The 14,180-nt window shown below is 42.3% G+C and carries 11 protein-coding genes and 12 tRNA genes; all 23 read left to right on the top strand.

From position 1 onward, the window contains the following. Window positions 1-170 precede the first annotated feature (170 nt). The 23 genes from AC1DOV_RS31750 (at window position 171) to AC1DOV_RS31640 (ending at window position 14,153) form a co-directional block, all read left to right on the top strand. Window positions 171-246 (top strand) — tRNA-Asn (locus AC1DOV_RS31750). 4 nt (window positions 247-250) lie between these two features. After that, window positions 251-341 (top strand) — tRNA-Ser (locus AC1DOV_RS31745). 4 nt (window positions 342-345) lie between these two features. Then, window positions 346-420, top strand: a tRNA-Glu gene (locus AC1DOV_RS31740). A gap of 68 nt (window positions 421-488) precedes the next feature. Next, a tRNA-Val gene (locus AC1DOV_RS31735) sits at window positions 489-564 on the top strand. An 18-nt stretch (window positions 565-582) separates the two neighbouring features. Next, window positions 583-659: transfer RNA gene (locus AC1DOV_RS31730), tRNA-Met, on the top strand. A gap of 38 nt (window positions 660-697) precedes the next feature. Next, a tRNA-Asp gene (locus AC1DOV_RS31725) sits at window positions 698-774 on the top strand. 16 nt (window positions 775-790) lie between these two features. Further along, window positions 791-866 (top strand) — tRNA-Phe (locus AC1DOV_RS31720). A 31-nt stretch (window positions 867-897) separates the two neighbouring features. After that, window positions 898-973: transfer RNA gene (locus AC1DOV_RS31715), tRNA-Thr, on the top strand. A gap of 116 nt (window positions 974-1,089) precedes the next feature. Next, window positions 1,090-1,164 (top strand) — tRNA-Gly (locus AC1DOV_RS31710). Window positions 1,165-1,171: 7 nt separating this feature from the next. Continuing rightward, window positions 1,172-1,245, top strand: a tRNA-Cys gene (locus AC1DOV_RS31705). Window positions 1,246-1,272: 27 nt separating this feature from the next. Then, a tRNA-Arg gene (locus tag AC1DOV_RS31700) sits at window positions 1,273-1,349 on the top strand. 13 nt (window positions 1,350-1,362) lie between these two features. After that, a tRNA-Leu gene (locus tag AC1DOV_RS31695) sits at window positions 1,363-1,444 on the top strand. A gap of 158 nt (window positions 1,445-1,602) precedes the next feature. Next, window positions 1,603-2,559 (top strand): ABC transporter ATP-binding protein, encoded by a 957-nt coding sequence (locus AC1DOV_RS31690; RefSeq protein WP_477551939.1) that lies wholly within the window; start codon window positions 1,603-1,605, stop codon window positions 2,557-2,559. Next, window positions 2,552-3,307: an ABC transporter permease gene (locus AC1DOV_RS31685; RefSeq protein ID WP_477551938.1), complete on the top strand. Its 756-nt coding sequence runs from the start codon at window positions 2,552-2,554 to the stop codon at window positions 3,305-3,307. Before AC1DOV_RS31690 ends, AC1DOV_RS31685 begins: the two co-directional genes overlap by 8 nt. Before the next feature lie 45 nt (window positions 3,308-3,352). Then, a complete protein-coding gene (locus AC1DOV_RS31680) occupies window positions 3,353-3,733 on the top strand; it encodes a GntR family transcriptional regulator (RefSeq protein WP_339207450.1) in 381 nt (126 codons plus the stop codon). A gap of 7 nt (window positions 3,734-3,740) precedes the next feature. After that, window positions 3,741-4,439, top strand: coding sequence for an ABC transporter ATP-binding protein (locus AC1DOV_RS31675; RefSeq protein WP_477551937.1), 699 nt, complete (start codon window positions 3,741-3,743; stop codon window positions 4,437-4,439). After that, complete coding sequence (locus AC1DOV_RS31670) at window positions 4,436-5,191, top strand: hypothetical protein (protein WP_477511598.1); 756 nt, start codon at window positions 4,436-4,438, stop codon at window positions 5,189-5,191. Before AC1DOV_RS31675 ends, AC1DOV_RS31670 begins: the two co-directional genes overlap by 4 nt. Before the next feature lie 165 nt (window positions 5,192-5,356). Next, a complete protein-coding gene (locus tag AC1DOV_RS31665; RefSeq protein ID WP_477511597.1) occupies window positions 5,357-7,108 on the top strand; it encodes a sensor histidine kinase in 1,752 nt (583 codons plus the stop codon). Continuing rightward, window positions 7,101-8,714: a helix-turn-helix domain-containing protein gene (locus tag AC1DOV_RS31660; RefSeq protein ID WP_477511596.1), complete on the top strand. Its 1,614-nt coding sequence runs from the start codon at window positions 7,101-7,103 to the stop codon at window positions 8,712-8,714. Before AC1DOV_RS31665 ends, AC1DOV_RS31660 begins: the two co-directional genes overlap by 8 nt. A 174-nt stretch (window positions 8,715-8,888) precedes the next feature. After that, window positions 8,889-9,812 (top strand): ABC transporter permease, encoded by a 924-nt coding sequence (locus AC1DOV_RS31655; RefSeq protein ID WP_076271054.1) that lies wholly within the window; start codon window positions 8,889-8,891, stop codon window positions 9,810-9,812. 50 nt (window positions 9,813-9,862) lie between these two features. Then, the gene (locus AC1DOV_RS31650) at window positions 9,863-10,801 is read left to right on the top strand and encodes a carbohydrate ABC transporter permease (RefSeq protein WP_076270979.1); all 939 of its coding nucleotides are present in this window, start codon (window positions 9,863-9,865) and stop codon (window positions 10,799-10,801) included. Window positions 10,802-10,887: 86 nt separating this feature from the next. Next, window positions 10,888-12,435: an ABC transporter substrate-binding protein gene (locus AC1DOV_RS31645; RefSeq protein WP_339207456.1), complete on the top strand. Its 1,548-nt coding sequence runs from the start codon at window positions 10,888-10,890 to the stop codon at window positions 12,433-12,435. 134 nt (window positions 12,436-12,569) lie between these two features. Next, window positions 12,570-14,153 carry an ABC transporter substrate-binding protein gene (locus AC1DOV_RS31640; RefSeq protein ID WP_477511594.1) on the top strand — a complete coding sequence of 528 codons (1,584 nt, stop codon included), beginning with the start codon at window positions 12,570-12,572 and terminating at the stop codon, window positions 14,151-14,153. Window positions 14,154-14,180 lie beyond the last annotated feature (27 nt).

The following is a 14,180-nucleotide window of genomic DNA, read 5'->3' as shown; positions in this document are numbered from 1 at the left end:
GTGGAAGCACAGCAATGTGTGTAGCTGACGAATACTAATCGGTCGAGGGCTTATCCTAAACACGTTTACTGTGACCCATACATCCAGTAGACAGCAGCTAAAAAGGCTTCAGCAAGCCTAATCTTTCGTATCCAGTTTTCAGGGCGCAATTTGCTTTGAATGCTTAATATTCCCTGATAGCTCAGTTGGTAGAGCACTCGACTGTTAATCGAGTTGTCACAGGTTCGAGTCCTGTTCGGGGAGCCATTGTAGAGAGGTGTCCGAGTGGTCGAAGGAGCACGATTGGAAATCGTGTAGGCTCTAACCGGGTCTCGAGGGTTCGAATCCCTTCCTCTCTGCCAGCAAGGCCCGTTGGTCAAGTGGTTAAGACACCTCCCTTTCACGGAGGTAACAGGGGTTCGAGTCCCCTACGGGTCACCAACTTTTCTTTTAAAAAAAGATTGACAAAAAAGAATGACCTATGATAAGATATAAAGGTCGCTCAACATGGAGGATTAGCTCAGCTGGGAGAGCATCTGCCTTACAAGCAGAGGGTCGGCGGTTCGATCCCGTCATCCTCCACCATTTAATCAATAATAATGACGCGGGGTGGAGCAGCCCGGTAGCTCGTCGGGCTCATAACCCGAAGGCCGCAGGTTCAAATCCTGCCCCCGCAACCAAATTCTTTACCTTTCGGAACTTTCCGAGAACATGATGTGGAGCTGTGGTGTAGTGGCCCAACATGCCTGCCTGTCACGCAGGAGACCGCGGGTTCGAATCCCGTCAGCTCCGCCACTTAAAAACAACATCAGGCTCGGTAGCTCAGTCGGTAGAGCAGAGGACTGAAAATCCTCGTGTCGGCGGTTCGATTCCGTCCCGAGCCACCATTGATGCAGTACAAGCAACACAAGTGAATATGCCGTTGTAGCTCAACTGGTAGAGCAACTGACTTGTAATCAGTAGGTTGGGGGTTCAAGTCCTCTCGACGGCACCACATGGAGGATTAGTGAAGTGGCTAAACACGGCAGACTGTAAAAGCCAAGCGGTAAGGCAACGGACTTTGACTCCGTCATTCTCAGGTTCGATCCCTGAATCCCCAGCCATTTATATGCGGAAGTGGCTCAGCGGTAGAGCATCGCCTTGCCAAGGCGAGGGTCGCGGGTTCGATTCCCGTCTTCCGCTCCATTTATTTGGCGCCATAGCCAAGTGGTAAGGCAGAGCTCTGCAAAAGCTCTACCCCCAGTTCGAGTCTGGGTGGCGCCTCCACAGATTTCTTTTTGCAAAAAAAAATATGTGCCCTTAGCTCAGCTGGATAGAGCGTTTGACTACGAATCAAAAGGCCAGGAGTTCGAATCTCTTAGGGCACGCCATCTTTACTGAAATGCCGATGTGGCGGAATGGCAGACGCGCGCGACTCAAAATCGTGAGGGAAACCGTGGAGGTTCGAGTCCTCTCATCGGCACCAACTTTTCTAACACAAACTCTTAAGATCATTATGATCTTAAGAGTTTTTTTGTGTTTTAGTTTTATAATAGGTAAAATCGACCTGAAAATTGCCCCTTTACATCTGTTTAGACCTAGTGTACTATTTAACTAGAACACTAAGACGATGGAGGTAAGGAAATGATGAAATCATCTTCTGAAATAAAGGGAACAATCCCCGTACTTTCTTTAAAAAATGTAACCAAACGTATTGGAGGCAAAGCAATCGTAGATCGAATGTCATTTGATATTCACAAGGGAGAAATCGTAGGGTTGCTTGGGCCAAATGGTGCAGGCAAAACAACGACAATCCGAATGATTGTTGGTTTGATTCAAATGTCCGAGGGTGATGTGCTTATTCAAGGAAAAAGCATACGTAATGATTTTACAGGAGCCATTAGGCATATCGGAGCTATTATAGAAAATCCCGAGTTTTATCCATATATGACAGGGTATGATAATCTAAAGCAATATCAGAGAATGTCATCAGGCATTACGGAAGAACGGATAAAAGCAGTTACGGAGCTGGTAGGTTTAGAGGCAGCAATGAACAAGAAAGTAAAAGCATACTCTCTTGGAATGAGGCAGCGTCTAGGCATTGCACAAGCACTATTAGACAATCCATCGTTGTTAATACTGGATGAACCAACTAATGGCTTAGATCCAGCAGGCATTCGTGAAATGAGGCAATATTTGCAAAGAATAGCAGTCCAAGAAGGGATATCGATTCTTGTATCGAGTCATCTGCTCTCAGAAATGGAGCTCATGTGCAGCCGAGTCGTTGTTATTCAAGAAGGTAAATATGTGACTCATCGTTCACTAAGCGATAAGGAAGAGCAATCCAAGCAACTATCCGTTGTTGTTCGTGTAGATGATATTGAGCGAGCAAGCCAGATTTCTACAAGTATAGATGGGGTTGAAGTTATTCAGCTTTTAAAAGATAGCAACGAGCTTGTATTAGCTCTTCAGAATGAACTTATTCCTCAGGTTGTAAGCAAGCTAGGGGAAGACAATATTAAAATTTATCGAATCACTGAAACGAAGATATCACTGGAAGACGAGTTTTTGAAATGGACTGGAGGTAGTCGCATTGCTTAATTTTAACGGACTAGTATTAAATGAATGGTTGAAAATGTCAAAGAAACGCAGCTTCTTCATTGCATACGCAGTAATGCTCCTTACGATTGTAGGTTTCACCTATTTAATCTGGAAAATGTCTGGCGATCAATATCCAACTATGCTAGAATTTGCTGGATCGATCATGGCAACAAATGGAGTCGGACAGATCGTAACGATTGTAGCCATTATTTTCACAGCTGGTATCGTCGCAAAGGAACATCAATTAGGAACCGTTAAGTTTTTGCTCATACGAGCTCATGGTAGAAGCAAAATTTTAGCATCAAAATATACAGCAGTTATATTTTTTGTTTGTTCGCTCATCATTTTCACAATAGCTGCTGCTCTTGCAGCAGGAGGAATCGCATTTGGATTTGAAGCGACAGGGGAAGTATCCTGGTTGGATGTTGCGAAATCAATGTTATTTCAAACGGTTTACACAACCATCTATGTAACTTTAACGTTTATGTTCGGCATTTTAACAAGATCATCTGGAGCGACAATAGGAATAGGCATGACTGCTGTCTTATTGGAAGGCTTAATGAAAATGTTATTATCAAGCTACGATTTCTCCAAATATCTACTCTTTATGAATACAGATCTATCGTTATTTACAGGAAATGAATCGTCATCTGGCGGAATGTTATTCCCTGGTGTTGTGTGTGCAGCATATGTGTGTTTGTTTTTGGTCATTAGCTTTGTTACGTTTAAAAAACGGGATATTGCCTAACATGCAACGTTTTCGAGTGGGCAGTTGAGGGGAGAAGGACATATTGTGAGCATAGAATTTGATAATAATTTGCCAATCTACTTGCAGATCATGAATTATATTAAGAAAGAAATTGTCATTGGCAAGTTGAAGGCTGGTGATAAAATACCGGCGGTACGAGAACTTGCATTAGAACTACAAATCAACCCGAATACGATACAACGAACCTTTCAGGAGCTTGAGCGAGAACAAATCGTTGAAACGAAGCGCGGGCTTGGCCGATATGTCACTAGTGAGGAGTCGAAAATAATGGATATCAAAAAAGAAATGGCAGGAGATTTGCTCGGTCGCTTTATTCAAGGGATGCAGGAGCTGGGCTTTGCAAATAACGATATCGTAACAATCGTTTCACAAGCGGTAAAAGAAGAAGATAAAGAAAAGGAGTGATAGGACTGTGGAAAGCATTTTGAAGCTGACTGAGGTATCAAAGTCATTCGCCGGTAAGAAGGCGCTAGACCAAGTATCACTCACGTTGGCGCCTGGCAAGATTGTTGGTCTGTTAGGAAGCAATGGCAGTGGCAAAAGCACATTGATGAAAATAGCTGCAGGACTCATTCATCCAGGTTCGGGCATGGTAACGATTAACGGGCAACTTGTAAGCAACGAGACAAAAGCAATTACATCTTTTATGCCAGATCAACCGCTCACAGAGAGTTGGATGCGCGTAGAGGACGCAATAGATTTTTATAAGGATTTTTATGCCGATTTTGATCATAAGAAAGCAGATGAAATGCTTGCTTTCATGAATTTGAATAAACGCGATCGGGTAAGCGCGTTATCTAAAGGGATGAATGAACGTCTTCAGCTTACACTGGTATTATCACGAAATGCGAGGCTGTATTTGCTTGATGAGCCAATCGGAGGCGTAGATCCAGTAGCAAGAACGAAAATTTTGGATGCGATTGTTAACTACTATAACGAAGAAAGCAGCTTAATCATTTCAACCCATCTTGTACGCGATATTGAGCGGATCTTCGATGAAGTTGTTTTCATACGCGAGGGTAAGATTGTATTGCAGGATGAGGTAGAAAATATACGACTGACTCACGGTAAAAGCGTTGATGAAATGTTTAAGGCGGTGTTTGGGGAATGATTAAGCTGTTGAAATACGATTGGAAGCGAAGCAACGATGGTATCCTCAGCACGCTTGCAATCTTTATCATACTAGAAGCAGCGTTCAGTATTACGGGATTGACGCGCAACTGGGATGAAGGTCTTATTACTGCGTTTAGTATTTTCGGCTATGTAATGGTCTTTATCTTGTTGTTCATCCATTGCTGTCGGACGTTTGAACGAAACATTAAATCCTACAGCCGGCGCTTACTGCCGCTGCACCCAATCAATGGAATAGGTGCTGCTATCCTTCTAGGCTGGATCATCATGCTGCTCGTTTTGATTATAGCAGCTATTCATATCGCGATCTTCATTGCTTTTTCGGATATGGATATTCAATATTTTAAAGAACATGTTTCTTTAGAGAACGGCGCTTTATTCGGAATGGTAATAAGCTATATTTGGATGTACACCTCCTTTATGCTCTCGATTCTATGTTCCATTACAGTGGCACGCAGCTTCCGAGTGAAGCATTCTACATGGATCGGGATTGTCTTTTTCTTTGGAGTACAAAGCATTGCTTCTTGGTTAACGTATCAGTTATTTGACCAAAGAGAAGGTATGATGGGTATAGTTTCAGTCAATGTACCTCAATCGAATAGCGGATCAGTAACCTTTGGTTCATCATTTAATGTGGATTTTTTATTCGGACCATTTTTACTGGATTTAGCGTTTACTTTAGGTTACTTGTTTCTAATGATTTATTTGTTAAAAAAGAAAGTCGAGATTTAAAAAAGAATGACGTTGGCGCATGTGGGGTGAAAATCCTATATGCGCTTTTTTATGTTTTAAATAGATTTGAAAAAAGGGTAGGCATATCGATTTTAAGTGATTTCAAGAAAACGCTTTAAATGGTAATATGATTATGATTCAATCGATATTAGGGGGAAGCGGAGCGTGAGGTTCGGTAAATCGATTAGAACTCGTCTTATTATTGGGTTTATGGCAGTTATGCTGCCGGTAGTTATTTATATGCTCATTAACAACAGTTACTCACGTGAGATCGTTCGAGAGAAAGTATCTGAGACCTATCGAAACACACTCGATATTTACGTGGGACAAACGGATCAAAATCTATTGCAGATTAATGATTATCTTTATAAAATGTCAGTGCTTGATACCGACGTAGGTTTGCTAATGTCCTTCCCTATGGATAGTGACGGTTATACGTTAACGAAAATTAGAATTGATGGGAAGCTAAATCGCGACGTTGGTGTCTATAATCTGATTGATGCTGTATTTCTATATCACGATAAAGATATTATTTTTGGAACAAAAAGCGTATATAACGATACAAAAAAAATAATAAAGACGCATATGGATTCAATGACAAAGGAAGAAAATCTGCTTATGAATGATCAACATTTATGGGAGGTCAGAGCAGATGAGCGGTTGCCAGGGAAGTTTTTTTTGATTAATTTCATTAAGGTGTCAGATGATTTATACGTCGGCGCAATCATTAAAGTACAGGATATAAACAGAATGTTATCGATTCAATGGAGTGACGGAGATATCGGCCATAACGGCATTTATTTACGCGCTGGCGATCAACTTGTTCAGTCATTGACGGAAAACTTAGCGCCGCTGGAACTCAGCTATAAAATATCGAAGAAACCGTATGAATCGCTAACTGATCGAAATACAGGCGAAACCTATCTTGTTATGAATAGAATGAGCGAAATGGTGGATATCGCTTATCGAGTCGTTATACCAGAGCGGACGCTGCTGCGTAATTTATTATTTTTTAGAAATGCGACGTTGTTTGCTCCAATTGGGTTTCTAGCTATTTTGCTTATTTATTTGTTCTTTATGAGGAATATGCTGTTTAAGCCGCTGCATGAGCTTATTCTAGGAATGAAGAAAATCTCTTTAGGAATGCTGGATGTTAGATTGAAGAAAAACAAATCGCTTGAATTTGAGTTTCTAGGAAACACCTTCAACATCATGGCTGAACAAATTAAAACCTTGAAAATTGATGTTTACGAGGAGCAGCTCCGCGTAAAACAAGGAGAGCTTAAGCAGCTCCAAGCGCAAATTAATCCGCATTTTTATATGAACAGCTTAAATATTATTTATAATTTAGCAGCATTAGGCGATACGGAATCGGTGAAAAAGATGTCGCTGCATCTCGCTGATTATTTCCGATTTATTATGAAAGCCAATCGGGACACGATTACACTTAAGGAAGAACTAATGCATATCGAAAACTATATGACGATTCAAAAGATTAGGTTCCCTGAGAAGCTGCAATGTACCTATGAGGGAATCGATGACATTTTGCATTATCCAATTGCTGCATTAACCATTCAGCCTTTTGTAGAAAACTCCATCATTCATGGGTTCAAAAACAGGCGGCAGCTTTTCCAAATCAAAATATGTGCGGAAATGGACTCCGAGCATGGATTTACGTTATCGATCAGCGACAATGGTACGGGTTTTAGTCCTGAGGTGCTGGAGAAGCTGCAAAACAAAGAACCGCTGCAGGAAGGGGAATCGAGCAGCTTAGGCATCATGAATGTTATTCATAGACTACAGCTGCTGTATGGCGAGCGGACATCAATTACTTTCCGCAATCAAGCGGAGGGCACTGGAGCAATTGTCGTTATCGTATTTCCTAAGCTTACGGAGGGAGTGAAAGCAGTTGTATAACTTATTGGTTGTAGATGATGAGGAGATAGCAATTCGAGGCATCGTGAATGGCATAGACTGGTCAACGCTGCCGATTGCGAGTATTTATACGGCTATAGATGCGGAAGAGGCCCAGGCGTTGCTGACTGCGCATACGATTCACATTATGATATCGGATATTGATATGCCAAATCAAAGCGGAATCGAATTGCTAGAGTGGGCGAATGAGCATTCCCCTTCCAGCGTAACAATCTTTTTGACCGGTCATGCGGATTTTAAATATGCGCAGCAGGCGGTTCAGCTTGACTGCTTCGATTACTTGCTCAAGCCGATTGATCATAACGCTCTAAAAGCATGTGTGAATGAGGCGCTGGAAAAAGCTCGTGATTTGGAGCAACTGGCAAAAATTCGCGGGACTTACAACTTATTTTATGAGCAATGGAGCAAGCAGCAGCCTATATTAATTGAGCGGTTCTGGCAAGATATCATTCACTATCGTTTATCAGCGGCATCGCAGCAGCTCAATTTCTCATTGCAAACCTATGGTTTACCGCTTGAATCGGACAGTTTGATTCGCGTCGTGCTTATCAGCATCGAGCAGTGGCGGGAGGAATGGTCGGCCCGTGATGAGGAGATCATGACATATGGTATTAAGAATGCAGCTGAAGAGATCGTGCTTCAAGGTGAATCTGGCCATATTGTTCAAGATGGCAGCGGGATTTTATATGCAATATTTTATAGTGGAGTGTTCGATGACAAGCAAGGCAATAATGATCTGCATGCCAGATGCAAAACATTTATTGATCAATGTAAAACGATGCTGAATTGCTCGTTATCCTGTTATATAAGTGAAGCAGCGGAAGTGAAGCAGCTCCGTACTACAATACAAACGCTGCTTACCTTAGAGAGAAGCAACGTCAGCAATACTTGTGCGATTATAATGGAGCGTGATCATACACAGAAGCAAGGACTGAATACACTTCAGCAAGCCCCCTTCGCTGACTGGGCACTATTGCTGGAGTCCGGCAAGCAGACGGAGTTGTCCTTGCGAATAGATGAATGCTTCGACCAGATGTTAGAGCTGAAAGTTGATTATACCCATATGGCATCGTTTTATTATGGATATATGAATATGGTGTTCCAATGGTTGAATAAAAAGTCGGTACAAATGACGGACGTGTTTGTACATAGAGAATGGGAGGTAGGCGAGAACATTCTCAAATCATTGCCGCGCATGCGAACATGGACACAGCAATTGAGCCAGCAGATAACGGACTATGCCAACCAAAACGGCAAGGACGTGTCACAAGTTGTGGAGAAGGTTCAGCGCTACATGGAAGAGCATATGGGAGAGGAATTCAGTCGTGAGCAAGCGGCAGAGTCTGTTTATTTGAATCCAGCTTATTTATCTCGTTTGTTCCGAAGGGAAACGGGTTACTCTTTAACGGATTATTTGGTTCGAATGCGTATAGCTAAGGCGAGAATCGAGCTTGAAAAAACAAATAACCGAATAAGTGATATTGCCATAAACGTGGGATATAGTAATTTCTCGCACTTTTCTAAGCTGTTTAAGAAAACGACAGGGCTTACACCGCAAGAGTATCGTAAAAACTTTCAGGATGTATGATTGAAAAGTCACTGTACCGTTAATATGGTCACGGCGCCGACAGATGTCGGCGTCTTTTTTTTATACAATTATACCTAGATGAAACACAAGAGTTTTAGAAAGAGGAGGGGGAAGGCGTTGGCGAAACATACGTCGGAAGCGATAACAACAGCTGCCTATATTCCGAAGAGTTCAATGAAAAAAATGTCTCAACTCCGTATTTTTCGCAAGTATTGGATGTTCTACCTAATGATGCTGCCAGCCATCGTATTGCTGCTGCTGAACAATTACATTCCGATGTTCGGAATCATAATTGCGTTCAAAAACATTAATTACGCGGATGGAATATTTGGAAGCGCCTGGAGCGGGTTAAGAAATTTTGAGTATTTGTTCAAAACGTCAGACGCTTGGATCATTACAAGGAATACGCTGCTGTACAACTCAGGTTTTATCGTATTGAACTTGGTATTCCCGCTCTCTTTTGCAATCATGCTTAATGAAATCAGAAGCCGTTTTCTCGCTAAGCTTCATCAAACGATTATGTTCCTGCCCTACTTTTTATCGATGGTCGTCATTAGTTATTTGGTCTATGGCTTCTTGAGCGATCAGCATGGGTATTTGAACACTTCGCTGCTGCCGGCGCTTGGACTTGAACAGGTTCAATGGTATTTCACTCAGGAAGTATGGCCTTACATTTTGCCAATCGTTAACACCTGGAAAAGCATGGGGTACTTTACCGTCATTTATATGGCAGCCATCATTGGCATAGATGATGAGTATTACGAAGCCGCAACCATAGACGGAGCAAGCAAGTGGAAGCAAATGACGAGTATTACGATCCCGCTCATCATGCCGATCATTACGATTATGACGCTGCTCCAGATCGGAAAAATATTTAACGCGGATTTCGGTTTGTTTTTCCAAGTGCCAAGAGAATCGGGTGTGTTGTTCCCGGTAACGAATGTTATCGACACCTATGTTTATCGCACATTCCTAACGGTTGGTGATATTGGCTTATCCTCAGCGGCAGGGTTGCTGCAATCCGTAATCGGCTTCGCATTAGTATTTTTCTCGAATTGGGTGGTCCGCCGAATTAATAAAGATAATGCGTTATTTTAGAGTCGTGCAATCGAAGTATATTTACGAAAATTTTGTTTGGAGGTGATCCTATGGAAGCAGCTGAGATTGAGAAAATACCTTCCGGATCTAATATCAAAAACCAATTATCACTTCCGGCTTCTCTAGGCATCAATATATTTTTTATAGTGTATTCGTTGCTTTGTATCGTACCGCTCATTTTAATTATTATGGTTTCGATCTCCGATGAAAGTACAGTTGTCAGGGAAGGGTATCAATTTATTCCATCAAAGTTTGATTTGGCAGCGTACCAGTTCCTATTTAAGGATGCTACCCAAATTTTTCGATCCTATGGTATCTCTATCTTTGTAACGATTGTCGGAACTTCACTTAGCTTAATGATCATGGCGCTGTACGCTTATCCAATATCCAGATCAGACTTTCCTCATGCCAAGTTTTTTACCTTCTTCGTATTTTTTACGATGCTTTTCTCAGGGGGCTTAGTTCCTTGGTATCTCGTATATGTTCAAATGCTCGATTTGAAGGATACGATAATGGCTCTTATTGTACCGCTTTTAGTTGCTGCGTTTTTTGTTCTAATCATTCGAACGTTTTTCCAAACGACCATTCCTGTTGCCATTCTGGAGTCTGCAAAAATTGATGGAGCGGGAGAGCTGACGATCTTTTTCAAAATTGTTTTGCCGTTATCGCTTCCGGTACTTGCCACAGTAGCACTCTTCCAGACGTTAACGTATTGGAATGATTGGTTCCTCAGCCTTGTGTTCATAACGAAGGAATCGAACATAACTGTTCAATACCTCATGTATAAGACGATGCTGAACATTCAGTTTTTAGCTAATAACAGTACGGCGGCGGCGGCTATTATTGCGGCTGGAGGCACCTTTAAGTTTCCGAGCGAGACGGTTCGTATGGCAATGGTTGTTGTTGGAATCGGTCCTATCATTTTTGCATATCCGTTCTTTCAAAAATATTTTGTAAAAGGGCTGACTGTCGGCGCTGTAAAAGGTTGAATTCATGGCTATCAGCAATCATACGGCTGTAATCGGCAACGCCGATTTAGCATATAATCCAAATTTTTGAGGGAGGTCCACCCGCTATGAAGCAAGTTAAACAAAAAACATCGATGCTTCTTCTCATGCTGATGTCCATCGTACTGATTGTATCCGCATGTTCAGGAAACAACGGGAAAAACAACGCAGAGCCAACAAAAGCGCCAGCTGCCGAAACAGATAAACCAGTCACTAAGGATGAAGAGCCGCCAGCATCAGATTTGAAGCCATATCAGATTTCTCTCGTATATCCTGGCACACCGCAAACGGATGAGAAAAAAGTAGAAGAAGCACTCAACAAGCTGCTTACTGAAAAAATCAACGCAACGATTGATCTCAGGCCAATTGATTGGGGTGCATGGGATGATAAAATCAATTTGATGGTTGCTTCGAGGGAAGAAGTGGACATTGTGTTCACGGCGCAGTGGAATGGTCATGCTAAATATGTTGCCAAAGGCGCATTTCTGGATCTAGGTGACCTGATTGATAAATACGGTCAAGGCATTAAAGATTCATTAGACCCTGCGTTTCTGGAGGGGGCAAAAATTAGCGGCAAAAACTACGGTGTTCCAACGAACAAGGAACTCGCGGCTGCTGGCGGAATCGTCTACCGCAAAGATGTTACCGATGAGCTCGGCATTGATATGAGCAATGTGAAAACACCAGAAGATCTTGATGCTGTATATGCCGTCGTTAAGGAGAAAAAGCCGGAATTAATTCCGCTGTATACAACGGCAGGCGCTTTCAACTCGCACTTCTTCGCCAATTACGACTTCTTGGGCGATTCAACGATTCCTGGCGCCATTCTTAAAGATAAAGACGATACTAAAGTGATGCCTATGGAGCAGCTTGACCGCTACAAGCAATATTTAAATCTGACTCGTGACTATTTCAAGAAAGGTTACATTAACGCAGATGCTGCGACTACACAAGTTGCTTCAGCAGACGCTTGGAAGGCAGGCAACGTATTCTCTACAATTGAGCCAATGAAACCAGGCAAGGACGCAGAGATTGCAAGCGCTTCTAACCTGACTGGGAAGCTTGCTCAAATCATGATGACAGAAAAAACAGTCGCCACATCTGAAACTGCTGGTTCGATGCTAGGAATCTCTTCCACTTCTAAGGACCCAGACCGTGCGATGATGTTAATTAATTTGCTTCATACTGACAAGGAAATCAATAACTTGCTTAACTTCGGTATTGAAGGCGACCATTATACACGCAGTGGAGAAATCATAACAGCTACAGGAAATACAGCTAACTATAACCCAGGCTCGGCTTGGATGTTCGGCAGTCAGTTCTTGAACTATGTTTGGAATACAGAGGACCCAGATAAGTGGGCCAAATTTAAAGAGTTCAACCAAAATGCGAAGGTTTCTCCAGGCCTTGGTTTCGTATTCGACAGCGAGCCAGTGAAATCGGAAGTTGGAGCATTGGCAAACGTAATCCGTCAATATCAAAGAGCGCTTGAAACAGGCTCGGTCGACGTCGATAAAACGTTAGCTGAATATGATAAGAAATTGAAGGAAGCAGGCGTTGATAAAGTGGTTGCGGAGAAACAAAAGCAATTTGATGCGTTCCTAGCCAGTAAGTAAACAACCTGTTGTTACGATCAATGAAACCCGCGCCTTCTAAAGGCGCGGGTTTTTCTTGCTTGCAATTTTTTGTGTATTCCTTACAATTAAGCTAACAAATGCAATTCATCCATGCAGTAGGGGGCTATGCGGGTATGACTCGATCGATGTACCATTTGATGCGTGCAAGGATGCTCCTGCTGACCTGCTTCTTTCTAGTCATAGCTTGTTCAAATGAATCAGGCACAGAACCGGAATGGAGCAACAGTGAATCCAAGAGCCAACTTGAAATCAATAATGAAAGCGTTTCATTAGATACGGGAGAAATGGATGAAGCTGATAACTCTGACATTCATCAATTAAAAGCGTATACGCTTAAGTTTGTATATACAGGTGCACCGCAGAAAGATGAAGAAGAAATAGAAGCGGCCATGAATGACTACTTATTAACGAAAATAAATGCAAAAATAGACCTTATTCCAATTGACTGGGGACCGTGGGACGATAAAGTCAATCTGATGATCGCATCACGTGAAAAGATTGATATTTTATTTACAGCGCAATGGAATAAACACGCGATTAATGTGTCAAAAGGTGCTTTCTTAGTCGTTGATGAGCTTTTAGATCAGTATGGCCAAGGCATTTTGCAATCGCTTGACCCTGTATTTCTGGCAGGCGCCAAGATTGAGGGACATAATTATGCCGTTCCAACAAACAAGGAGCTTGCTGCGCAGGGAGGCATTATCTATCGCGCGGATATAGCTGAAGAGCTTGGAATAGATATGACTAAAGTGAAAAGTATAGAAGATTTAGATGAAGTTTATCAGATTGTCCGAGAGAAAAAGCCGGAGATCACCCCCCTTTATCTGAAGATGGGGGAATCATTTAATACACATTACATTGGGAATTTTGATGCATTAGGAGATACATCGATTCCTGGGGTCATTTTGAAGGATGGAGAAAGCACTAAGGTTTTGCCTGCCTATGAAGTGGGACGTTATATAGATACACTGCACATAACACGCAAGTTTTTTCAAAAAGGGTACATTAATAAAGATGCGGCTACGAATCAGACGATGAACAGCGAGGCGCTGAGATCCGGCGATGTTTTTTCAATAACTGGCGCATTGAAGCCCGGCAAAAGTGAAGAGCTGGCGATTCAGACGGGTATGATTGGAAAGCTTGCACAGCTGCCGTTAAATGTGAAGACGATAGCAACGTCAGAGACCGCGGGGGCCATGCTGGCTATCTCTTCGACCTCACAAGATCCAGCGCGAGCGATGATGTTTATTAATCTGCTGCATACGGATGTTTACTTAAACAATTTATTGAACTACGGAATTGAAGGCAGGCATTATATAAAGGTTAGTGAGAATGTGATTAGGCCTACGGAGTATACGCAAAATTATAATCCAGGAACCACTTGGATGTTCGGCAATCAGTTTTTAAATTATGTATGGGAAAGTGAAGACCCAATGAAGTGGAATAGCTTCAAACAATTTAACCAAGAGGCAAAAATTTCACCAGGTCTTGGCTTCGTATTTAATGGAGATACGGTAAGGGCTGAAGTAGCTGCGGTCGGCAATGTGGATAGGCAGTACCAAACTGCGCTTGAAACAGGATCTGTAGATGTGGATAAAATACTGCCCGAGTATATCGAGAGGCTGAAAGCGGCAGGTATCGAGAAAATAATAGCGGAGAAGCAAAAGCAATTCGATCAATTTCTTACAAGCAAATAAGCTTCAAAGCTTATAAATTGTGCCGGC

The organism is Paenibacillus sp. 01T47 (genome assembly GCF_056398245.1).
The sequence above is the reverse complement of the archived record's forward strand: the minus strand, read 5'-3'. Positions and strand labels throughout refer to the sequence as shown.

Excerpts from the sequence above, each read along its gene's own strand:
- AC1DOV_RS31690 (WP_477551939.1), top strand. The coding sequence starts at position 1,603 with ATGATGAAATCATCTTCTGAAATAAAGGGAACAATCCCCGTACTTTCT.
- AC1DOV_RS31670 (WP_477511598.1), top strand. The coding sequence starts at position 4,436 with ATGATTAAGCTGTTGAAATACGATTGGAAGCGAAGCAACGATGGTATC.
- AC1DOV_RS31655 (WP_076271054.1), top strand. The coding sequence starts at position 8,889 with ATGAAAAAAATGTCTCAACTCCGTATTTTTCGCAAGTATTGGATGTTC.
- AC1DOV_RS31650 (WP_076270979.1), top strand. The coding sequence starts at position 9,863 with ATGGAAGCAGCTGAGATTGAGAAAATACCTTCCGGATCTAATATCAAA.
- AC1DOV_RS31645 (WP_339207456.1), top strand. The coding sequence starts at position 10,888 with ATGAAGCAAGTTAAACAAAAAACATCGATGCTTCTTCTCATGCTGATG.
- AC1DOV_RS31640 (WP_477511594.1), top strand. The coding sequence starts at position 12,570 with ATGACTCGATCGATGTACCATTTGATGCGTGCAAGGATGCTCCTGCTG.